General features: G+C 59.2%; 17 protein-coding genes. 9 read left to right on the forward strand and 8 right to left on the reverse strand.

Going from position 1 to position 20,442, the window contains the following annotated elements:
* The first annotated feature begins 206 nt into the window (after positions 1 to 206).
* The 4 genes from AC3Y64_RS13685 (at position 207) to AC3Y64_RS13700 (ending at position 4,755) form a co-directional block, all read left to right on the forward strand.
* The gene (locus AC3Y64_RS13685; RefSeq protein ID WP_489987874.1) at positions 207 to 1,391 is read left to right on the forward strand and encodes a DUF2252 family protein; all 1,185 of its coding nucleotides are present in this window, start codon (positions 207 to 209) and stop codon (positions 1,389 to 1,391) included.
* Between the two features lie 122 nt (positions 1,392 to 1,513).
* Positions 1,514 to 2,803 (forward strand): NAD(P)/FAD-dependent oxidoreductase, encoded by a 1,290-nt coding sequence (locus AC3Y64_RS13690; protein ID WP_489987875.1) that lies wholly within the window; start codon positions 1,514 to 1,516, stop codon positions 2,801 to 2,803.
* Positions 2,804 to 2,828: 25 nt separating this feature from the next.
* The gene (locus AC3Y64_RS13695; protein ID WP_489987876.1) at positions 2,829 to 3,386 is read left to right on the forward strand and encodes a helix-turn-helix domain-containing protein; all 558 of its coding nucleotides are present in this window, start codon (positions 2,829 to 2,831) and stop codon (positions 3,384 to 3,386) included.
* 22 nt (positions 3,387 to 3,408) lie between these two features.
* Positions 3,409 to 4,755 (forward strand): glutamine synthetase family protein, encoded by a 1,347-nt coding sequence (locus AC3Y64_RS13700; RefSeq protein ID WP_489987877.1) that lies wholly within the window; start codon positions 3,409 to 3,411, stop codon positions 4,753 to 4,755.
* 46 nt (positions 4,756 to 4,801) lie between these two features.
* Here AC3Y64_RS13700 and AC3Y64_RS13705 read toward each other — a convergent pair whose 3' ends face one another.
* Together AC3Y64_RS13705 and AC3Y64_RS13710 are read right to left on the reverse strand one after the other, a co-directional pair.
* The gene (locus AC3Y64_RS13705) at positions 4,802 to 5,833 is read right to left on the reverse strand and encodes a methionine synthase (protein WP_489987878.1); all 1,032 of its coding nucleotides are present in this window, start codon (positions 5,831 to 5,833) and stop codon (positions 4,802 to 4,804) included.
* Between the two features lie 27 nt (positions 5,834 to 5,860).
* Positions 5,861 to 6,844, reverse strand: coding sequence for a DUF1852 domain-containing protein (locus AC3Y64_RS13710; protein ID WP_489987964.1), 984 nt, complete (start codon positions 6,842 to 6,844; stop codon positions 5,861 to 5,863).
* Between the two features lie 291 nt (positions 6,845 to 7,135).
* Here AC3Y64_RS13710 and AC3Y64_RS13715 point away from each other — a divergent pair, with 291 nt between their 5' ends.
* Complete coding sequence (locus tag AC3Y64_RS13715) at positions 7,136 to 8,995, forward strand: ABC transporter ATP-binding protein (protein ID WP_489987879.1); 1,860 nt, start codon at positions 7,136 to 7,138, stop codon at positions 8,993 to 8,995.
* 60 nt (positions 8,996 to 9,055) lie between these two features.
* Here the strand turns inward: AC3Y64_RS13715 and AC3Y64_RS13720 are convergent, their stop codons facing one another.
* Both AC3Y64_RS13720 and AC3Y64_RS13725 read right to left on the reverse strand, forming a co-directional pair.
* Positions 9,056 to 10,354: a carbohydrate porin gene (locus AC3Y64_RS13720; RefSeq protein WP_489987880.1), complete on the reverse strand. Its 1,299-nt coding sequence runs from the start codon at positions 10,352 to 10,354 to the stop codon at positions 9,056 to 9,058.
* Positions 10,355 to 10,458: 104 nt separating this feature from the next.
* Positions 10,459 to 12,864, reverse strand: a complete 2,406-nt coding sequence (locus AC3Y64_RS13725) for a glucose/quinate/shikimate family membrane-bound PQQ-dependent dehydrogenase (RefSeq protein ID WP_489987881.1) — start codon at positions 12,862 to 12,864, stop codon at positions 10,459 to 10,461.
* 372 nt (positions 12,865 to 13,236) lie between these two features.
* Between AC3Y64_RS13725 and solA the strand changes: the two genes are divergently transcribed.
* Together solA and AC3Y64_RS13735 are read left to right on the forward strand one after the other, a co-directional pair.
* On the forward strand, positions 13,237 to 14,415 hold the full coding sequence (gene solA / locus AC3Y64_RS13730; RefSeq protein WP_489987882.1) for an N-methyl-L-tryptophan oxidase: 1,179 nt from the start codon (positions 13,237 to 13,239) through the stop codon (positions 14,413 to 14,415).
* Positions 14,412 to 15,191, forward strand: a complete 780-nt coding sequence (locus AC3Y64_RS13735) for a MetQ/NlpA family ABC transporter substrate-binding protein (RefSeq protein WP_489987883.1) — start codon at positions 14,412 to 14,414, stop codon at positions 15,189 to 15,191. Before solA ends, AC3Y64_RS13735 begins: the two co-directional genes overlap by 4 nt.
* A gap of 43 nt (positions 15,192 to 15,234) precedes the next feature.
* On the opposite strand, the gene AC3Y64_RS13740 is transcribed toward AC3Y64_RS13735, so the two are convergent.
* Together AC3Y64_RS13740 and AC3Y64_RS13745 are read right to left on the reverse strand one after the other, a co-directional pair.
* Positions 15,235 to 16,137: a bestrophin family protein gene (locus tag AC3Y64_RS13740; protein ID WP_489987884.1), complete on the reverse strand. Its 903-nt coding sequence runs from the start codon at positions 16,135 to 16,137 to the stop codon at positions 15,235 to 15,237.
* Between the two features lie 119 nt (positions 16,138 to 16,256).
* A complete protein-coding gene (locus tag AC3Y64_RS13745) occupies positions 16,257 to 17,390 on the reverse strand; it encodes an aminotransferase class V-fold PLP-dependent enzyme (protein WP_489987885.1) in 1,134 nt (377 codons plus the stop codon).
* A 128-nt stretch (positions 17,391 to 17,518) separates the two neighbouring features.
* Between AC3Y64_RS13745 and AC3Y64_RS13750 the strand changes: the two genes are divergently transcribed.
* Entirely contained in the window at positions 17,519 to 18,130 is a 612-nt protein-coding gene (locus AC3Y64_RS13750; protein ID WP_489987965.1) for a dTMP kinase, read from the forward strand.
* A 15-nt stretch (positions 18,131 to 18,145) separates the two neighbouring features.
* On the opposite strand, the gene AC3Y64_RS13755 is transcribed toward AC3Y64_RS13750, so the two are convergent.
* Both AC3Y64_RS13755 and alaE read right to left on the reverse strand, forming a co-directional pair.
* On the reverse strand, positions 18,146 to 18,607 hold the full coding sequence (locus AC3Y64_RS13755) for a short chain dehydrogenase (protein WP_489987886.1): 462 nt from the start codon (positions 18,605 to 18,607) through the stop codon (positions 18,146 to 18,148).
* Between the two features lie 97 nt (positions 18,608 to 18,704).
* Positions 18,705 to 19,166 carry an L-alanine exporter AlaE gene (gene alaE, locus AC3Y64_RS13760; RefSeq protein ID WP_489987887.1) on the reverse strand — a complete coding sequence of 154 codons (462 nt, stop codon included), beginning with the start codon at positions 19,164 to 19,166 and terminating at the stop codon, positions 18,705 to 18,707.
* Positions 19,167 to 19,300: 134 nt separating this feature from the next.
* On the opposite strand from alaE, the gene AC3Y64_RS13765 reads away from it, so the two are divergent.
* Complete coding sequence (locus AC3Y64_RS13765; RefSeq protein ID WP_489987888.1) at positions 19,301 to 20,416, forward strand: aromatic ring-hydroxylating dioxygenase subunit alpha; 1,116 nt, start codon at positions 19,301 to 19,303, stop codon at positions 20,414 to 20,416.
* Positions 20,417 to 20,442: the final 26 nt, after the last annotated feature.

Here is a 20,442-nt window from a genome sequence, read left to right on the forward strand (position 1 = left end):
GGAACTGATCGTTCCCTCGCTCTGCGTGGGATTGCAGCCCGGGGCGCTCCGCGTCCCAAGATCAAAAGATCGCAGCCTGCGGCAGCTCCTACACAGCTGCCTGCATCCGCCGGTGGAAAGGATTGGCTGAAATATCTCTGCAACACTTTGAAACATTCGCGAATCGCGGGTGGTCAACCGGTCACATTCTGCAATAAGAAGCGTCCATGAAAACCCCGCGTCCCTCCGCACGCCTTGAACCGTTGTCTCAACTGCGCAATCTGAAAATGGCCCGATCGGCGCACGCTTATGTGCGCGGCAGCACCGTGCAGTTCTACGAGTGGCTGCACAGCCAACCGGGGCGCAGCCTGCCCAAAGGCCCGGCGGTGTGGATCTGCGGCGATTGTCATGCCGGTAATCTGGGCCCGACCGGAGATTTGAAAGGGCAGATCGACATTCATATTCGCGACCTCGATCAGACCGTCATCGGCAACCCGGCGCATGACCTGGTGCGTTTGGCGCTGTCGCTCGCCACAGCAGCGCGCGGCTCGGATCTCCCCGGCGTGGCGACCGCACGGATGCTCGAAGAAATGATGCGCGGCTACGAGCAAGCCTTTGCCGGCGATCTTGATGAAGATCCTCCGCGGCCAGCGCAAGTCAAAGCCGGAATGCGCAGCGCTGTGCAACGCACGTGGAAGCATTTGGCCGAGGAACGCATCGAGAGCACCAAACCGACCATTCCCCTGGGCAAGCAATTCTGGGCGCTGTCACGGGATGAGCGTGCCGCGCTGAAGACCCTCTGCGCCACGCCGGAAATTCACACGCTCGTGACATCGTTGAAGGGCCGTTCCAAGGATGATCGGGTGAAAATGCTCGACTCGGCCTATTGGGTGAAGGGCTGTAGTTCATTGGGCTTGAAGCGTTATGCCGTGCTGCTCGGCGTGGGCAAGGGCGCTGACGAGGAATATTGCCTGCTCGATATCAAGGAAGCCGTTGGTGCCGCCGCACCCCGTGCCGCCCGAGCGGGCATGCCGCGTGACAATGGCAAGCGCGTGGTCGAAGGGGCGCGGTTTCTATCACCAGGGTTAGGCAACCGAATGCTCGCGACACGTATGCTCGATCACGGTTTTTTTGTCCGCGAATTGTTGCCGCAGGACATGAAGCTGGAACTCGATCAGTTGAGTCAGCGCGATGCCATGCTCGCGGCCGGATACCTGGCGCGGGTCGTCGGCGTGGCGCATGCCCGGCAAATGGATCTGGCCACACGATCGGAGTGGATGGCGGATCTGCAAAACTGTCGGTCGAAGCGTCTGGATGCGCCGTCCTGGCTGTGGACCAGTGTCGTTCAATTGGTCGGCAATCATGAAAAGGGTTATCTGGAACATTGTCGACGTTACGCGCTACAGCAATGAGCCGCGCAGCTGCCCTGGCTGCGCGGGTGAACACACGCAGGAGCGGAAACCGTGTTGCCTGCGTGAAATTAATCCGGTAGATTTTCATGAAATTATAAAAAGATAATTTCATGAGGTCGCGAATGTTTCAGCAGTCCCGCCAGCACGTCGACAGTTATTACGCCCACAGTTGCGCCGATATCCTGCGCGATCGACCGGCGCTGGAAGGCGAACAGCACAGCGATGTGGTGATCATCGGCGCCGGTTTCAGCGGGCTGCACACTGCGTTGCGACTGGCGCTGGCGGGCAAGCGTGTGACCTTGCTTGAGGCCAGCCGCGTGGCGTGGGCGGCCTCGGGGCGCAATGGCGGGCAGGCGATTCTCGGCTGGTCTTGCGACATGCCACCGCTGGAAGCTGCGCTCGGCCATGAACGGGCCAAGCAATTGTGGGATGGCATGCGTTGGGCCGCGGAAGAATTGCGCGAGTTGCCGGGTCGGCATGGCTTCGATTGCGATTACCGGCCCGGGCACTTGTGGACCTCGGTGATGCCGCGCCGGGTCAGTCTGTTGACCGAATGGCAACATGAGGCCAGCCACAAGTGGGGCCACGATGATTTGCAGTTCATTGCCCGTGAACAATTGTCCGACTGGGTCGCCACAGATCGCTATCAGGCCGGGCTCTTCGATCCGCACGGTGCGCACCTCAATCCGCTGAAACTCGCGCTAGGCCTGGCCGCCGCCATCGAACAGGCCGGCGGGCACATTTACGAACAAAGCAAAGCGCTGAGTTACGCGGAGGAGGGTGCAGGCTTTCGGGTCAATACCGAACGCGGTTGCGTCCGCGCCGATGTGCTGGTGCTGGCCTGCAACGCCTACCTCGATGAGCTCGACCCGCAACTGTCCGCCTGCATCTTGCCGGTGGGCACTTATCAAGTGGCTACCGCACCGCTGACGCCGGAGCAAGCCACCGCACTGTTGCCGAGCAACGTCTGCGTGACCGACAACCAGTTCGTCCTCGATTACTTCCGGCGCACACCAGACAACCGTTTGTTGTTCGGCGGCGGCTGCACCTATCTGGGCGGCATGCCCAAGGACATCGCCGCCGCGACGCGACCGTTTCTTGAACGCGTGTTCCCGCAACTCAAAGGTGTTGGCGTCGAGTTTGCGTGGGGCGGGCACATCGACCTGACGCTCAACCGCACACCCGACATCGGCGGCGAGAACAATCGCTATTGGCTGCAAGGTTATTCCGGCCACGGCGTGCTGCCGACGCTGGCGGCCGCGCGTGCAGTGTCCGACGCGATTCTCGGCAACGCAGATGAATTGGCGTTGTATCAGGGCCTGAGCAATGGCCGTTTCCCCGGCGGCAAGCATTTCGCCGCACCGCTGGAGGCGATCGGCAAAGCCTGGTATCGCCTGCGCGACAGCATTTGAACAGGCCTTTTCTGGATACCCGACCATGAACAAGCAAGAAGAAATCGCCGCGCTGGCGATCCTCATCCACGACCTGCGCAAGCACAAGAAGTGCACCCTCAAAGAACTGGCCGACAAGATCGGCCGTTCGGTGGGGTTTCTTTCGCAGGTCGAGCGCGGCTTGTCGCGACCCACGGTGGCGGATCTGACCGCGATCAGCGAAACCTTGGGCGTGCCGACCACGTATTTCTACAGCCTGCCCAAGCCTAAAGAGTTGCCGTGGGTCACCCGCCCGGACGAGCGCCGCACGCTGTATTACGCCAACGGCATCACCGACATTCTGGTGTCGCCGCAGATCCGCGCTTCGTTCTCGATGCTCGAAAGTCATCTGGAAGCCGGCGCGAGCAGCGGCGACCGCCATCTGACCGACAGCTCGGAGCAGGGTGGTTACGTCCTTGAAGGCGAACTGACGCTGTGGCTGGGCGACGACGAAGACCCGGTCACCCTGAAGGCTGGCGACAGTTTCCAGTTCGACAGCCATACCCGTTGCCGCTACGGCAACCTTACCGAGCAGCTCACCCGAGTGCTTTGGGTTTACACCTGAGAACAATAAAAGGATCAACACGATGGACGCTGTCTGCGCTGATGTGCTCGCTGAAGTACGCGCGTTTCGCCAACGCTACCCCGAGGTGCGTTATGTCGACCTGATCTCCCTGGACATTCCCGGGCACTTCTATGGCAAACGTTACCCGATCGACATGCTGGAAAAAGTCGTCGCCGGCAGCGCTCTGAAACTGCCGCAAAACTGCGTATTGCTGGGCGTGCAGGGTGGGTTGTTCAAGATCGGCGATTACTGCTTCAACGACGGCGACCCCGACGCCGTGCGCCGCCTGGTGCCCGGCACCCTCAAACCGGTGACGTGGGAAGCGCAGCCGTTGGGACAGATGCTGATTACCTCGGACGGCACCGAAAAGCCGATCGAATTCGAACCCCGCGAAGTCCTCGCGCAAGTGCTCAATCGTCTGGCACGCAAAGGCATTCACCCGGTGGTCGCATTCGAACTGGAGTTCTACCTGTTCGACAAAAAACTGCGCGACGGCTTGCCGCAATTCCCCCGCGATGAATTGAGCGACGATGCCGACGATCAGCCCAACATGCACATCGAACGCCTGTCGCGCTTCGCCCCGGTGCTCGACGAAATGGTCGAAGCCACGCGCGCCCAAGGCATCGACGCCACGGTGATCACCGCCGAACTCGGCCCCGGCCAGTTCGAAATCAACTTCGGTCACCTCGACGACGGCTTGCGCGCCGCCGATTGGGCCGCATTGTTCTGCCGCAGCACTCGCGGCGTTGCCCTCAAACACGGCTACCGCGCCAGTTTCATGGCCAAACCGTACTTACAGCATCCGGGTAGTGGCATGCATGTGCATGTCAGTTTGTACGACGCAGACGGCCACAACCTGCTCGCTGCCAACGATCAGCAACCGCTACGCCACGCCGTCGCCGGCTGTCTGGAATTGCTGCCGCACAGCATGCCGATCTTCGCCCCGAACCAGAACGCCATGCGCCGCTTGGGTGGCACGGTGAACACCGCGACCAAAGCCAGTTGGGGGTTTGAGGATCGCGATGCGTGTCTGCGGATTCCGGAATCAGACGCCAAAAACCTGCGGGTGGAATACCGCCTCGCCGGCGCGGACGCCAATCCGTATCTGGTGTTGGCGGCGATTCTGGTGGGCCTGGAGCATGGACTGGACTCGGGCAAGGAACCGATTGCGCCGCTGAACGAAGATCGCAGCAGCGGCATTGATTTCCCCAAGGAAATGTTCGAAGCCGTGCGCGCGATGCAGCATCAGCCGCAGTTGCGTGAGGGGTTGGGCGCTGAGTTCGTCGACGTGTATTGCGAGAACAAACGCCAGGATCATCTGGCGTTCATGCAGGAGATCAGTGCGCGGGAGTATCGCTGGTATCTGTGATGTGACTGAAAAGCCTGCACTGCGCGCAGTGCAGGCCAATCACTCATCACGGGTTCGAGAGTTCTCTGCGAACGATTTCGGCGCCTGCACTCAACGTATTCAACTTGCCGCTGGCAATACGTCGAGGCAGGGGCGCCATGCCGCAGTTGGTGCAAGGATAGAGTTTGTCGGCATCTACAAACTGCAGCGCTTTGCGCAGTGTGTTGGCCACTTCCTCGGGCGTCTCGATGGTGTGGGAGGCCACATCAATGGCGCCGACCATGACTTTTTTGCCGCGAATGAGCTCTAGCAGATCCATTGGCACATGGGAGTTGTGACATTCCAGCGAGATGATATCGATGCTGGATTTCTGCAGTTTGGGGAACGCCGCCTCGTATTGCCGCCACTCGGACCCCAGCGTCTTCTTCCAATCGGTATTGGCCTTGATGCCATAGCCATAGCAAATGTGCACAGCGGTTTCACATTTAAGGCCTTCAACAGCGCGTTCGAGGGTGGCCACGCCCCAATCATTCACCTCATCAAAGAACACATTAAAGGCCGGCTCATCAAACTGGATGATGTCAACGCCCGCAGCCTCCAGTTCTCGTGCTTCCTGGTTGAGGATCTTGGCAAATTCCCACGCCAGTTTTTCGCGGCTCTTGTAATGGTTGTCGTAAAGCGTGTCGATCATGGTCATGGGGCCAGGCAGCGCCCATTTGATCGGTTGCTTGGTTTGCTGACGCAGGAACTTGGCATCTTCGACAAAAACCGGCTTTTGCCGAGTCACTGCACCCACCACCGTCGGCACGCTCGCGTCGTAGCGGTCACGAATTCTGACGGTCTCACGTTTCTCGAAATCAACGCCGTCGAGATGTTCGATAAACGTAGTCACGAAGTGTTGGCGCGTCTGCTCACCGTCACTGACGATATCGATGCCGGCGTGTTGCTGTTCTTGCAAGGCTAAACGCAAGGCATCTTGTTTGCCCTCGATCAGTTCCTCGTCTTGCAGTTTCCAGGGTGACCAAAGTGTCTCGGGCTGCGCGAGCCAGGAAGGTTTCGGCAAACTGCCAGCCGTGGAAGTGGGCAATAATTTTTTCATGGGTAACAACCTTGTATGTTTAATGCGTCAAAGCGCGTAACTGGCAGACCACTGCTCAAGAATGGCTTGGTAGGGCTTGATAAAGTGCTCTTCGACAAACTTTCCCTGTTCGATAGCCAAGCGGCTACGTTCTTCGCGGTCATACACAATGCGGGTCAGAGAATAATCTTCGTGCTTGAGGCTCGGTTGATAGGATTTACCGGCCACCGAATTCGCATTGTAGATTTCGGGGCGATAAATCTTCTGGAACGTGTCCATCGTGGCGATGGTGCTGATCAGTTCGAAATTGCTGTAATCACCGAGCAGGTCACCGGAAAAATAGAACGCCAACGGCGCAACACTGTTTGGTGGCATGAAGTAGCGAACTTGCAAACCCATTTTCCGGAAATATTCATCCGTTGGAGAATATTCATCCTGCTGGTATTCGATGCCCAGCACCGGATGCTGATTTTCGCTCCGGTGATAGGTCTTGCTGCTCGACACGCTCAAGCAGATCACTGGTGGCTTGTCGAAATGCTCTTTGTAAGCCGCCGAATTGACGAAGCACTTGAACAGCTTGCCGTGCAGCTCGCCAAAATGCTCTGGCGTACTGAATTCGGATCGACTCTGGTTGTGCGCCTGCAGCAGCACACTGAAGTCATAATCGCGTACATAAGAGGAGAAGTTATTGCCGACAATGCCTTTGAAACGCTCATTGGTTTGGCGATCGACAATGTTCGGCTTCAATATTTCGATCAGAGGAATGGCATTGCCCGAGTTTCCAGTACCGATATTCATCTCGGCTGAAATGATTTCAAGCTCGACGGAATAACGATCACCATTGGGGTTATCCCAATGCGCCAAAGCATTAAAGCGATTGTCGATCATCCTTAATGTATTGCGCAGATTCTCCTGGCGATTCGTGCCCCGAGCCAGGTTGGCAAAGTTGGTGGTCATGCGCGTACTTTCGGAAGGTTGATAACCCTCGTCAAAACGAATGCTCTTGATGGTGAAGGTAAAGTCTTTGCTCATTTTGATCCGACGCCCTGAATCCTGAAATAAAGCGCTGAAGGCAGACTTGCCTTCAGCGCTTCCAATTCCTTTAATCTTTATGCTTGCAGCCAATAAGACGTAGTTTAGGCAGGGCGGTCGCTTGAACAAAAACGAATTGGTTTCATTGAACTCGTTAGTGCTACTCATGTTGCTCTGTAAGGTAACGCGCAGGGAGTCACGACCCTCTCGGTGGACACACACTTTTTCACAAAGACCTCCTACGCACCAATCAATGGCAAAATCCCCCTTTGATCGGTTTGGAGACTACCCATGCTTCGTGTGTTCGAACGAAGACTCGACCCTTTCCCACCTGACGAGGTGCCGCCACCGCCCACCGGCCTGGCGCGGTTCCTCTGGGCTTGCACCCGTGGCGCGCGTGGTTATGTGCTGGCGTTGGCGTTGCTGAGTGCCGCGGTGTCGATTTATGAGGCGTGGCTGTTTTCCTTCCTCGGGCAGGTGGTTGATTTGCTCTCGACCTGGCAGGCCGGCGGGGAAGCGGCGGCGCAGGAGACGCGGGTGTTGTGGGGCATGGGCATTGTCATGGTGCTCAGTGTCGGACTGGTGGCGTTGCGCACCATGGTGCAACACCAGATTCTGGCGATTAACTTGCCGCTGCGGCTGCGCTGGGACTTCCATCGGTTGATGCTGCGGCAGAGCCTTTCGTTTTTCTCCGACGAGTTTTCCGGTCGGGTCACGACCAAGGTGATGCAGACCGCACTGGCGGTGCGCGATGTGTTGTTCACGCTGATCGAAATCCTGCCGGGCATCGGTGTGTACTTCATTGCGATCATCGCGTTGGCCGGCGGCTTTGCGCTGAAGCTGATGTTGCCGTTCCTCGCCTGGGTGATTTTGTTCGGGCTGGCCATGTGGTACTTCGTGCCGCGTCTGGGCAAGGTCGGGCAGGAGCAGGCCAATGCGCGGTCGATGATGACCGGGCGAATTTCCGATGCTTACACCAACATCACCACGGTGAAACTGTTCTCGCACTCCAATCGTGAAGCGCATTTTGCGCGGGCGGCGATGGAGGATTTCAAGCTGACGGGATTTCGCCAGATGCGTCTTGTCAGCCTGTTCGAGATCGTCAATCAGGCCCTGGTGGTGGCGTTGATCATGTCGGCGGGCGGTTATGCGCTGTGGCTCTGGCATCAGGGAGAGGTCGGCGCCGGTGCGGTCGCGGCCATCACGGCCATGGCGTTGCGCATCAATGGCATGTCGAACTGGATCATGTGGCAGATGACGTCGCTGTTCGAAAGCATCGGCACCCTGCACGACGGCATGGAGACGCTGACCCAAGGCACCAAGGTGCAGGACGCGCCGGATGCCGACGTACTGAAAACGTCAGGCGGCGCGGTGACGTTCGACAACGTGAGCTTCAATTACAACGGCGAACGTCAGGTGCTCGATGGCCTGAACCTGAGCATCCGTCCGGGGGAAAAAATCGGTCTGGTGGGCCGCTCCGGCGCGGGTAAATCCACGCTGATCAACTTGCTGCTGCGCTTTTATGACGTCGACCGTGGGGAGATTCGCATCGACGGCCAGAATATCGCAAAGGTGACCCAAGACAGCCTGCGCAGTTGCATCGGCATGGTCACCCAGGACACTTCGTTGCTGCACCGTTCGATTCGCGACAACATTGCTTACGGCCGGCCCGATGCGACCGACGCGCAAATTCGCAGCGCAGCGGTCAGTGCGCAGGCCGATGAGTTCATCAGTCAACTCAGCGACCGCCAGGGCCATACCGGTTACGACACCCTCGTCGGTGAGCGCGGGATCAAGTTGTCCGGTGGCCAGCGTCAGCGTGTGGCGATTGCCCGGGTGATGCTGAAGAACGCGCCAATCCTGTTGCTCGACGAAGCCACCAGCGCGCTGGATTCGGAAGTCGAAGTGGCGATTCAGGAAAGCCTCGATGACATGATGCAGGGCAAGACCGTGATCGCGATTGCTCACCGCTTGTCGACGATTGCAGCGATGGACCGCCTGATCGTCATGGACGAAGGGCGCATCATCGAACAGGGCACCCACAGCGAACTGCTGGAGAGGAACGGCGTGTACGCGCGGCTCTGGCAACATCAGAGCGGCGGCTTCCTCGGCGAGGATCAAGGCGTGGTGGAGGCTGTTGATCAGGCCTAATGGTCAAACACAAAAAAACCGGCATTGCGCCGGTTTTTTTGTGCCTGCAAACCTGAGGGTTTACAGCGACGCTTTCACCTGAAGACCAAACACCAACGCATTGTCGATGTCCTGCCCGGAGAACGCGCCGGGCTCGATGATGTATTGCATGTTCGGACGCAGGGTCAGCCATGGCGTGGCTTGATAGCCGTAGCCCAGCTCGATCAGCTGTTCAGCGCTGTCGAGGTTCGGGAACGCGGCGCCGTTGTCCAGCGCGGCGTCTTGCTGAACGTCGCGGCTGCGTGGGTTTGGCACGGCGCGACCGTAACCCAGAGCGACGGTGTCACGCGGGCGACCTTCGAACGGTTTGTACAAAACCACGCCGGTGCCGTACCACGTGCTGAACGGCGAGGCCGCTTCGCTGGCCGCCGAGTATTGGCCGAAGGCATGCAGGCTGCGGCCTTCGGACGACTCCGAGCGCCACACGGCTTGATCGACCAGCAGATAATGACCACCGCGACCGGACACTTCTTTGCTGCTGCCAATGCGTTTCACGTCGGAGCTGTCGTAGTAATAGCCGATCTTGTATTCACCCGGCAGCTCACCGGCGTGCTTGTACACCAACTCAATCGGCACCACGGTGCCGGTGGTGTGTTTCGGGCCCAGGTGCCAGGCACGGCTGGAGTTGCCGTTGCTTTCCGGATCGACGTTGAACGCTGCCACGCGCAACTGCCAAGCCGGCGACAGGTCGTATTTCACCCGTACACCCAAGTGCGCGTTGGGGTAGTTAGTCCAGCCGCTGCCCCCGGACATGTTCAGCGGGTGGCCGCAGAAACCGGCGTTCATGAAGTTGCAGAGGATGCCGCTGTCGAGGCCGCCAAGGTCGTTGCCCATGGCCATGTAACCGAGTTTCACGTTGAGTGCCGGGGTGAACAGGCTGCGCTCGTAGCTCAGTTCGGTCAGGCGCGTGTACAAGCCACCGTAGTTTTCCTGAATCGGCAAACGGTTGCCGACCAGATCTTCCGAAGCGCTGTTGCCGCGACGGTCATTGATGGTCAACTGGACCTTACCGGCGTTGTCGACGCCATACAGCTTGCTCAGATCGAACTGCACGCCGAGCTTGATGTTCTGCGAGTAGCGCGCCGAGCGATGCAGGCCGCCGTCAGCGTTGTAAGCGGTTTCGCCGCTGTAGTCGCCAGTGAACTTGACGCCTTCTTCGTCCATCTGGTGACGCAAGCCACCCCAGTCACCGGTGAGGGTGCTGCGGGTCAACAGATCGGAATCGTTGTCGGCCAGGGCGGGGAGAGTGGTGGTGCAAGCGACGCCCAGCAACAGGCCTTTGAACAGGTCGGAACGGGAAAAACGAACAGCCGATAGCATGTAAATCTTCCTGCAGAAAACTTGAGCAATAGGGGGAAAGCAGCGCGGCACCCGAAGGTGCCGCGCTCAAAGCAAGCGTCCGCGCTTAACGTGGACGCAGGGGATTACGGCAGGGCGTAAGCCATCACGTAGTCGCCACGATCAGTCGACTGACGCGCGCCGCCCGCAGTGATGACGATGTACTGCTTGCCGGTTTTCGGCGAAACGTAGGTCATCGGGCCGCCCTGGCTGCCGACTGGCAGACGCGCTTTCCAGACTTCTTCACCGTTGCCGCTGTTGAAGGCGCGCAGGTAGAAGTCCTGGGTGCCGGCGATGAAGATCAAGCCACCTTGGGTCGACAGGGTGCCGCCGAGGGTTGGCAGACCGATCTTGATCGGCAAGTGCATGCGGATGCCCAGTGGACCGGTGTCTTCAACGGTGCCGACCGGAACCTGCCAGGCGACTTTCTGGGTTTTCATGTCGATGGCGGTCAGCGTGCCGAACGGCGGTGCCTGGCAAGGAATGCCGGCGACCGACAGGAAGCGGTTTTTGTTCACCGCGTAAGGCGTGCCTTTCAGCGGAACGGCGCCCATGCCGGTGTTCAGCGCTTCGCCACCGCCAGCGGCCTGGCCTTTGTTCTGCGACGGGATCATCTGAATCCACAGACCCAGACGCATGTCGTTGACGAAGATGAAGCCGTGCACCGGGTCAGTGGAGATGCTGCCCCAGTTCATGCCACCCAGCGAACCCGGGAAGCTCAGCGACTTATCCATGCCCGGCGCGGTGTACAGGCCGTCGTAACGCATGCCTTTGAAGTCGATACGGCACAGCAACTGATCGTACGGCGTGGCGCCCCACATGTCCGACTCGGTCAGGTGCTGAGCACCGATCTGCGGCATGCCGACCGATTTCGGCTGGGTAGGGGAGTACGGTTCGTTCGGGATGTTCGCCGCTTTCACCGGGACTTCTTTGACGTCGGTCAGCGGTTTGCCGGTGGCACGGTCGAGCACGTAAATCTGCCCGGCCTTGGTGCCGATGACCAATGCCGGAACGGTTTTGCCGTCCTTGGTGAAGTCGATCAGACTCGGCTGCATCGGCAGGTCGAAGTCCCAGAGATCGTTGTGTACGGTCTGGAATACCCAGCGCTCGTCACCGCTGGTAGCGTCCAGCGCGAGGATCGAAGCACCGTAGGTGTGATCGAGTTTGCTGCGTTCAACACCATAGATGTCGGTCGACGAACTGCCCATCGGCAGGAATACCGTGTTGGTGGCCGGGTCGTAGGACATCGGCGCCCAGCTGTTCGGCGTGCTGCGCACGTAGGTGCTGCCGTCGGCCGGAGCCTTTTTATCCTGCGGGTTGCCCGGGTCGAACGCCCAGCGCATCGCGCCAGTCATCACGTCGAAGCCACGGATCACGCCGCCCGGCATGTCGGTTTGCACGTTGTCAGCCACGCGACCGCCGACCACAACAGTGGTGCCGGCCATCAGTGGCGCGGAGGACAACTGATAGTAGCTGTCCGGGACATTACCCAGACCCGCCTTCAGATCAACCTGACCGTTGTTGCCGAAACCCTGGCAGAACTCGCCGGTGTCGGCATCGACCGCGATCAGACGGGCATCGATGGTGTTGGTCAGCAGACGACGCTGGCAGTTGGCGGCCGGCGCAGGCTTGGCTTCGATGATTGAGGAGTTGCTCGGCTGCGCGATGGCTTTGGTCGCATCGAAATACGCCATGCCACGGCAGCGCTGCCAGACTTTCGACTGGGCGTTGATCGCGTTTTTCCACAGTTCTTTGCCGGTGTCGGCATCGAGGGCGATCAGGTTGTTGTGCGGGGTGCAGATGAACACTTTGTTGCCGACTTGCAGCGGGGTCAGCTGGTCTTCAGCGCCGTTGCCATCGCTCTCGGCGACGTCACCTGTGTGGTAGGTCCACGCGACTTTCAGCTTGTCGACGTTGTTGCGGTTGATCTGGTCCAGCGCGGCGAAGCGGCTGCCACCTTCGGTATTACCGTAGTGCGACCAGTCTTTTTGCGCCTTGTCCGGCTCGACCGGAGTCAGGCCCGGGCCAGTGCCGGTTGCAGCAACGGTAGGGTGGGCGACGAACATGTTGCCGGCCGCGACAACCACGCCGACCGCCAGCACTGCAGCCACGGCGTAAGCGCCACGACCGCCAACGCCACCGCTGGCACGTTTGAGCAGCGGATAGACCAGCGCCACGACCAGGCCGATCACACTGAACATGAACAGGCGCGAGAACACCGGCCAGAACACCAGGCCGGCATCGCTTACCGCCCAGATCGCGGTGCCCACCAGAAACGCGGCGAACAACCACGCACCCGCCGGCTTGAAGCGAGCGATCAACAGACCGGAAACGGTCATGACCACGCCGCCCACCAGGAAGTACCACGAGCCTCCCAGGCTAACCAACTTCACGCCGCCTGCAGCCAGCGCCAAGCCGAGCAGGGCGATGACGATGCCCAGCCCGATCAGAATGAATTTTGATATGCCCGAGAGGCGTTGACTCTGCTTCACGTTGAGTGTCCCGTTGAAATGAGGCGCGCATTATATAGTTAGGTAACTACCTAGTTAAAACACAATTTCAGTTTGAAGCGTAGTTCGCGGTTTTGGCCCGTGCCTGAGGTGAAGCTTAGACGCTGAAATGTCTGTCGAAATGCGCAGAAAATCGCGGTTCTGTCAGACTGATTAAGATTTCTGACAGTTATCAATTGGCGCGCCGTTAGGCGTAATTCATTTGCGCCAGGTTGTAAATGCGACGAATAACCGCCCAATAGCCCGATACAGAGCGGTCAGCTGCCGCGTAGAGCTATATGGATATGCTTTTTTAATCTTGGAGTTCGCCGGGTTTTACCGCTCAACTGGCGCCTTTTTGATAGGTGGCTATTTATGTCCGAGCGATGTGAGGTGCTGGTCTTAGGCTTGGGTGCGATGGGCGCGGCCACGGTTTATCAGTTGGCGAAAGCGGGGGTGCAGGTTGTCGGTATTGATCGGCATCACCCGCCGCACAACCTCGGCTCCAGCCATGGCGACACGCGCATTACCCGGCTTTCGGTCGGCGAGGGCGCGCAATACGTTCCGATCGTGCGCAACTCTCATCGTATCTGGCGAGAACTGGAGTCGCTGACAGGAGAGTCGCTGTTCGAACAATCGGGACTGCTGGTCCTGACGTCGAGCGCCGAGTTCGACCCTGAAGATCAATCCGACTTCACCTTGCGCACCATCGGCCTGGCGCAGACTTACGGCATTGAGCACGAAGTCTTGTCCGCCGAACAGATTCGCCAGCGCTTCCCGCAGTTCGCCCATGTGCACGACTCAGCCATCGGCTACTTCGAGCCAGGCGGTGGTTTCGTCCGCCCCGAGCGCTGCATCGATGTACAGCTCAAATTGGCGGAGCAGCACGGTGCGATCCTGCATAAAGGCGAGACCGTCACCACGATCACTTCGAGCGAGGAGGGTGTCACCGTCACCACCGACCGCCGCACGCTGTTCGCCGACAAACTGGTGATCAGCGCAGGCAACTGGAACGGCGAGTGGCTCGGTGCGCCCTTTGAAAATCTGCTCAGTGTCTACCGGCAGAAACTGTTCTGGTTCGAACTGGAAGACAACGCCGGACTGGTGGGCCATTCGCCGACGTTCATCCTCACCCACGGCCGTGGCGACGACAACATCAACTACGGTTTCCCCGCGTTACCCGGCGAAAGCAGCATGAAGATCGCCACCGCGCAGTACCACACAGCAACGTCGCCGCAGGCCATCGACCGTACGGTTTCAGCGGCCGAAGCGCGGGACATGTACGAGCATCAGGTGCATAAACGCATCGCCGGCGTGACCGCGAAAGTCGTCAAGTCCGCCGTCTGCGCCTACACCGTCACGCCGGATCGCCATTTCATCATCGACAAGCACCCGTCGCTGCAGCACACGCTGTTCGTCTCGGCGTGTTCCGGACACGGTTTCAAGCATTCCGCTGCACTCGGCGAGGCGTTTGCCCAGTGGTGCATGCGCGGCTCGACCGACCTGGACCTGTCCTCTTTCTCCCTCAAACGATTCGAAGGAACACTATCGTGAAACGTGTCGCGCTCTCCGTCGCACTGCTGGTCGCCGTCATGGGCAATGCCTACGCCGAAACCCTGAAAATCGCCGTGGTGCCTGTGCCCCATGCCGAGATTCTGGAATTCTTGAAACCTGAGCTGGCCAAGGAAGGGGTGACGCTCGAAGTCAAAGTGTTTTCTGACTATATCCAGCCCGACCGCCAGACCGATGAAGGCTTGCTCGACGCCAATTACTTCCAGAGCAAACCGTATTACGAGGCCTACAAAAAGGATCGTCCAAGCAGCGACCAAATGCCTGTCGTGGCGGTGCACATCGAGCCGTTCGGCGCCTATTCGAAGAAGATCAAATCCATCAGCGAACTCAAGGATGGCGCGACCATTGCCATTCCCAACGACCCGACCAACTCCGGTCGTGCGCTGCTGCTGATCGCCAAACAAGGCCTGATCACCCTGAAGGATCCCGACAACATCATGGCCACGCGTCTGGACATCGTCAGCAATCCCAAGCATCTGAAATTTCAGGAACTGGAAGCCGCCATGCTGCCGCGGGTGCTGAATCAGGTCGATCTGGCGTTGATCAACGCCAACTACGCGCTGGAAGCCAAATTGGTGCCGCACAAAGACGCGCTGTTTATCGAAAGTTCGGAGTCGCCGTACGCCAATTACCTGTACGTGCGTCGCGACAAGGCCAACACCCCGGCGGTACAGAAGCTCGGCGCGCTGCTCAATTCACCGCAGGTGAAGCAGTTCATTCTTGAGCGTTATCACGGCGATGTGGTGCCGGCGTTCTGATCGAGTCGGGAGCCGCCAGAAATGCGCACGGCTCCCGACATCTTCAAGCGTTCTCTTCAATCCGGCGCACATCACCCAGCGAATCACGCTGCATCGACTGCAGGTTCTTCTCGATGGTTTCGCACAATGCCTCCATCTGAATCTGGTGCTCACTGTGGCGAAACGGGCTTTGCAGATCGGTGCCGATGCGCTCGATGGCCAGCAGCATGAAACCGACCACGGTCGAGGCCAACGGCGTAAACCAACCCAGTGACTCGACCAGACCGATCGGCACGATCAGGCAGAACAGTGAAATAAACAGCCGCGGAAAATACACATAAGGGTAGGGCAGCGGCGTATTGGCGATCCGCTCCATGCCGCCCTGGCTGTTCGAGAGATCCACCAGCGTTGACTCCAGCCGCGCCAGGCGAATGCTGTCCAGACGGCCGGCCTTGTATTCCCGGGCCAGCAGCGCTGCGGAGCCAGTGAGGATGTCGTTGGCGAAGTTATTGGTGGTGCCACTGCGGGCGAACTCGTCAGCCGGAATGAACGCCCGGACTTCCTCGGGGCAAGGCTGACCTTGCAGATGCGCCGCGAGACAATTCACATAGGCTACGTGACGGCGCAACAGCGTCGACTTGACCGGATTCACCTCACTGCCCGGATCATCCAGCAACGTCAGCACTTGCCGGGCAAAGCTGCGCGAATTGTTGATCATCGAACCCCACAGCGTCCGCGCTTCCCACCACCGGTTGTAAGCGCTGCTGTTGCGGAAACTGATCAGCACGATCAATGCCGAACCCAGTAACGTCAACGGCATCAGCGGCAAATTCAGCTTGGCGTTGAGAAACAGCATGAAGTCGACGGTAACGGCAATGTCCCACAGCAACAGCCAGAACAACGCCCAGCCGACATAGCCCAGGGTCTTGATGATCAAACGGTATTTTCTGACGATGGCTGCTTTCAAACGGAAACCTCGTGGCGAGCGGGAAGCATTGATGCCTTAGCTCGGACGGTGTTTCCGGGGGAAAGGTTCGGCGATCGCTTTACACGATGTGTCCGGGACGCCGGGCGGTCCGCGTCACATCAGTCAACAATCACCTCATCCAGCGCCTGCTCAAGCGTACTCACCGTGCGCTCGATATTCTGCAGCTTTTCCAGCCCGAACAGGCCGATGCGGAAGGTCTGGAAATCTGCCGGTTCGTCGCATTGCAACGGTACGCCGGCGGCGATCTGCAAGCCGTGGTCGGCAAATTTCTTGCCGTTCTTGATGCCGGCATCTTCGGTGTAACTCACCACCACGCCGGGGGCCTGGAATCCAGCAGCGGCCACGCTTTTAATGCCTTTGCCGGTCAACATGGCGCGCACTTGATCGCCAAGAGCCTGTTGTTCGTCGCGGATCTTGTCAAAACCGTAGGCTTGCGTTTCTTTCATCACCTCGTTGAACCGGGCGAGGGAATCGCTGGGCATGGTCGCGTGGTAGGCGTGTCCGCCCTGTTCATAGGCCTGCATGATCTGCAGCCATTTTTTCAGGTCGCAGGCGAAGCTGCTGCTTTGCGTCTGCTCGATGCGTTCGAGGGCCAGAGAGCTGAACATCACCAAGGCGCAGCAAGGCGAGGCGCTCCAGCCTTTTTGCGGGGCACTGATCAGCAGGTCGACGGCGCATTTTTGCATGTCCACCCAGATCGTGCCGGAGGCGATGCAGTCCAGCACGAACAGGCCACCCACCGCATGCACGGCGTCGCCGACGGCGCGCAGGTAGTCGTCGGGCAGAATGATCCCTGAAGAGGTTTCAACGTGAGGAGCGAAGACAATCTTCGGCTTGTGCTCGGCAATGGCAGCCAGCACTTCGTCGAGAGGCGGCGGGGCGTAGGCCGCTTGGTGACCGGTCTCGACGGGGCGGGCTTTCAGCACCGTGGTAGCCGCCGGGATGTTGCCCATGTCGAGAATCTGGCTCCAGCGATAACTGAACCAGCCGTTGCGGATCACCAGGCACTGCTGGTCGGTCGCGAACTGTCGCGCCACCGCTTCCATGCCGAAGGTGCCGCTGCCCGGCACCACCGCAACTGCTTCGGCGTTGTAGACCTGTTTCAAGGTCTTGGAAATGTTCTTCATCACCGCTTGAAAGGACTGCGACATGTGGTTGAGCGAGCGGTCGGTGTAGACCACGGAATACTCGACCAGCCCCTCGGGATCAATACTGGGATAGAGCTTTGACATGGATGACTCCTTTGGCAGAGATCTGAAGGTTATTGGCAAGCAAGTGTAGGCAAAGGGCAGGGATGGGCTCATTGAATAACAAAAATGCGGGTAGAGTGCTCACCAATGTCTCAATCGTTGCGCAAACCATGAATCTCCCGCTGTTTATCTCCCTGGATGGGCCCAAAGGCACCGGCAAAACCACGCTATTGGAAGCCATCACGGCAGCACTGCGAGCAGATCAGCATAAAGTCATCCGGCTGTGCGAGCGAAAAAGCGATCCCAACCGGGGTGAAACCATGACCTTGGTCAACCAGCTCGCCCGACATCCTTCCCGGGATCTGGAGTGGGCAGTGTGTCAGCGCTTTGCCGATAGCCGAAGCTGGATCTCTCAACATGTACTTCCGAAACAACCGTCGGACAGCATTATCCTGATTGATCGCTGGTATCCATCGGAGGCCGCGTTTCGCCACACCGTGCCCTTTGCCGAGATCCTCCAGATGAATCTGGAGCGAGGCGTGCAGGTGCCGGATCTGCATGTCGGAGTGGTCACCGCGCCGGATATTTCCTGGGCGCGGGCCACGGCACGCTCGCGGGGGCTGGGCGGCACGGTGATCCAGAAACACGCCGAGCATGTCGCGTGTAGTGAGATGTTCGAGCAAGCGGTTGCCGATCAGGGCTGGGTTTTATGCCGCAACGAAGGAACGATCGAAGCGGCAACGAGGCAGGTGGTCGCGGAGATTTATAAAGTCCTTGGCTGAGTGTTCAGCTTCAGATTACCGACCTCGGCCGAACGACCGATTGATCGCCAGCAAACACAGGCCCACCAGCGTGGCGGCACCCGCGACCAGTAGCGCAGAAGGTTGTATTGGCGGGCGCAGCCGTTGCGGTCTCGCCGTCGGTGGGGTTGAAGCGATCGTTTCAACCAGCGGCCGAGGCGGCGTAACGGTTGAGTCCTCATAGGGCACGGCTTCGATGCCCAAGCGCAGGCCATCGGCCAATTCCAGTGTCAACCCGGTGATCGTCCCGACGACTCTGCCCGGATAAACCGGTTCACCATTGGGATCGAGCTGGTCATAAAAGAAACTCTGTCCTTCGAGCCAGCCGACAGCGGTCTGCAACTCGGGACCGAGATAATATTTCCCGTCGAGAAAAAAGCCCGGGAATTGCGGCGCGCGCTCCACGCTTTCAATGCTGTAACGCTCACCCGGTTTCATACCGGTTGCAGGGGCAATCATGGTGAATCCCTCCTCTAGTGGTTTTGCGATAGAGAACAGGGATTCATCAGGGTTCGATGCAATGGAGGAAAGGTAGTCGCCACCCGCAGCGAGCAGGTCATCCCTTCAACGACATCGGTCTGTCCCCACCCGGAGGCAGGCCAAACAACTTGCGCACCGCGTTGAGAAACGCGCCATAGGGTCGCCCCAGAACGAGCATCATCATGGTCGCGCCCAGCGTGCCGCGCACCAGGCCGGCGCCGGAAGCGCCGCTGAAAGCAATGATGGCGGCGTAAATAGGCACCTGGAAACTGACTAGCGCCATGCTGTCCCAGAGCAACCTCGACATGCGACCCTCGCTGGCTCGCGTCATCACCCAATCCCGCCACAGGCCGTAGGGTCTCGCGACCGGTATCATCAGCGCCGCGCCCAAAAGACGTGCATGCAGGACCTGATCCCAGGTCATGCCAGCGATGAACCGTTCATTGATCACACCAGTGGTGGTGAAAAACACAATCAGCGCCGCGGTGTCTGCGAAAAACGCAGTCCGACGTGATGGCTGTTGCTGAGGGCGCGGCACTTCAGGGTCTCTGTTCATCGTGGTGTGACAGCGGCAACACTGCGAGGTGCGAAGAGGAACGACTCACCGCTGAACACAGTCAACCATGAACCCTTTTATTGGCCTGTAAAACCCTGACGGATCTCACGCTGCCCATGCTCACCAACCTTTGGTATGTCGTTTCTCCATCGTCGCAGCTGGCTGACGGACTGATGCCGGTTCGATTGCTCGGACAGCCTTTCGTAGCGTTCCGCGACGGGGCCGGCGTCGCCCACGTGCTGTCGGATGTCTGTGTGCATCGCGGCGGTTCGTTGTCTGCCGGCCGCAAGGTCGGCAACAGTGTGCAGTGTCCTTATCACGGCTGGCGCTTTGGCGGGGATGGCGTGTGCACGCAGATACCGGCGCAACCCGATCTGCGGATTCCGGCAAAGGCCCGCGTCGATGCCTATCCGACGCAGGAACGCTACGGTTGGATCTGGGCTTTTCTGGGTGACCTGCCGGAGGCTGAGCGTCCGCCACTGCCCACGCTCGACTGGATCGACGATCCTGCCGTCCGGGTGGTATCCGGTCATTTCGATTGGCAGGCCAGTTGGGACCGGATCATCGAAAACGGCCTCGACTTCGCCCACGCACCGTTTGTGCATGGCTCTACCTTTGGCGACCCGGATCATCCCGAGATTGAATCATTCGAGGTCGACAGCGATGCGTGGAGCGGCAGCGCACAGATGCTCATGCGCAGGCCGGCGCGCAAAGGGCTGCTGCGGCGCAAGTCATCCACCGAGTTTGTCAGCGTGGTCACTGTTCCGGGTTTTCATTTGTCCGGGCCATGTACAACGCTGGAGCTCGAATTACCCAATGGCTGGCGGATCTACATCGTCTCGGCCCACGTGCCGATTGACGCCAACCGCACGCGAACCTGGTGGATGATGGGCAGAACATTTCTGCGCTCGCGACTGCTGGATCGCCGGTTCATTGCCAGCAATATCCGCATCTTCGAACAAGACCACGCCGTCCTTAAGAACGTGCGGCCCGAGCGCGTGCCGGACTCCTTTCAGCAGGAGGTTTCGTTGAAATCCGACGCACTGCAGATCGCCTTTCGCAAAGACGTGCAGGCACTGGAACTGCGCGGCTGGCGCATCGATGAAGACCGTCTCGCGCGAATCTTCACCGGGCGCAAGGCCTGTGCAGTGCCCAGCCCTGAACGTCGTCAAATCCGTGGGTGGGCAATCGAGCCGATTCCGCTTTTGGACATCACCGAAGAACAGGACTGACTGCTCCTGAGGGCATACATCTTGCT

Source organism: Pseudomonas sp. 4CAES_32.4 (assembly GCF_058136335.1).

Bases quoted from the DNA above. Each gene is read 5' to 3' on its own strand.
- AC3Y64_RS13705 (WP_489987878.1), bottom strand. From the start codon at position 5,833: ATGAAAAAATTATTGCCCACTTCCACGGCTGGCAGTTTGCCGAAACCT.
- AC3Y64_RS13745 (WP_489987885.1), bottom strand. From the start codon at position 17,390: ATGTCAAAGCTCTATCCCAGTATTGATCCCGAGGGGCTGGTCGAGTAT.
- AC3Y64_RS13685 (WP_489987874.1), top strand. From the start codon at position 207: ATGAAAACCCCGCGTCCCTCCGCACGCCTTGAACCGTTGTCTCAACTG.
- AC3Y64_RS13755 (WP_489987886.1), bottom strand. From the start codon at position 18,607: ATGATTGCCCCTGCAACCGGTATGAAACCGGGTGAGCGTTACAGCATT.
- AC3Y64_RS13750 (WP_489987965.1), top strand. From the start codon at position 17,519: ATGAATCTCCCGCTGTTTATCTCCCTGGATGGGCCCAAAGGCACCGGC.
- AC3Y64_RS13690 (WP_489987875.1), top strand. From the start codon at position 1,514: ATGTTTCAGCAGTCCCGCCAGCACGTCGACAGTTATTACGCCCACAGT.
- AC3Y64_RS13720 (WP_489987880.1), bottom strand. From the start codon at position 10,354: ATGCTATCGGCTGTTCGTTTTTCCCGTTCCGACCTGTTCAAAGGCCTG.
- AC3Y64_RS13710 (WP_489987964.1), bottom strand. From the start codon at position 6,844: ATGAGCAAAGACTTTACCTTCACCATCAAGAGCATTCGTTTTGACGAG.
- AC3Y64_RS13715 (WP_489987879.1), top strand. From the start codon at position 7,136: ATGCTTCGTGTGTTCGAACGAAGACTCGACCCTTTCCCACCTGACGAG.
- AC3Y64_RS13700 (WP_489987877.1), top strand. From the start codon at position 3,409: ATGGACGCTGTCTGCGCTGATGTGCTCGCTGAAGTACGCGCGTTTCGC.
- AC3Y64_RS13695 (WP_489987876.1), top strand. From the start codon at position 2,829: ATGAACAAGCAAGAAGAAATCGCCGCGCTGGCGATCCTCATCCACGAC.
- AC3Y64_RS13765 (WP_489987888.1), top strand. From the start codon at position 19,301: ATGCTCACCAACCTTTGGTATGTCGTTTCTCCATCGTCGCAGCTGGCT.
- solA (WP_489987882.1), top strand. From the start codon at position 13,237: ATGTCCGAGCGATGTGAGGTGCTGGTCTTAGGCTTGGGTGCGATGGGC.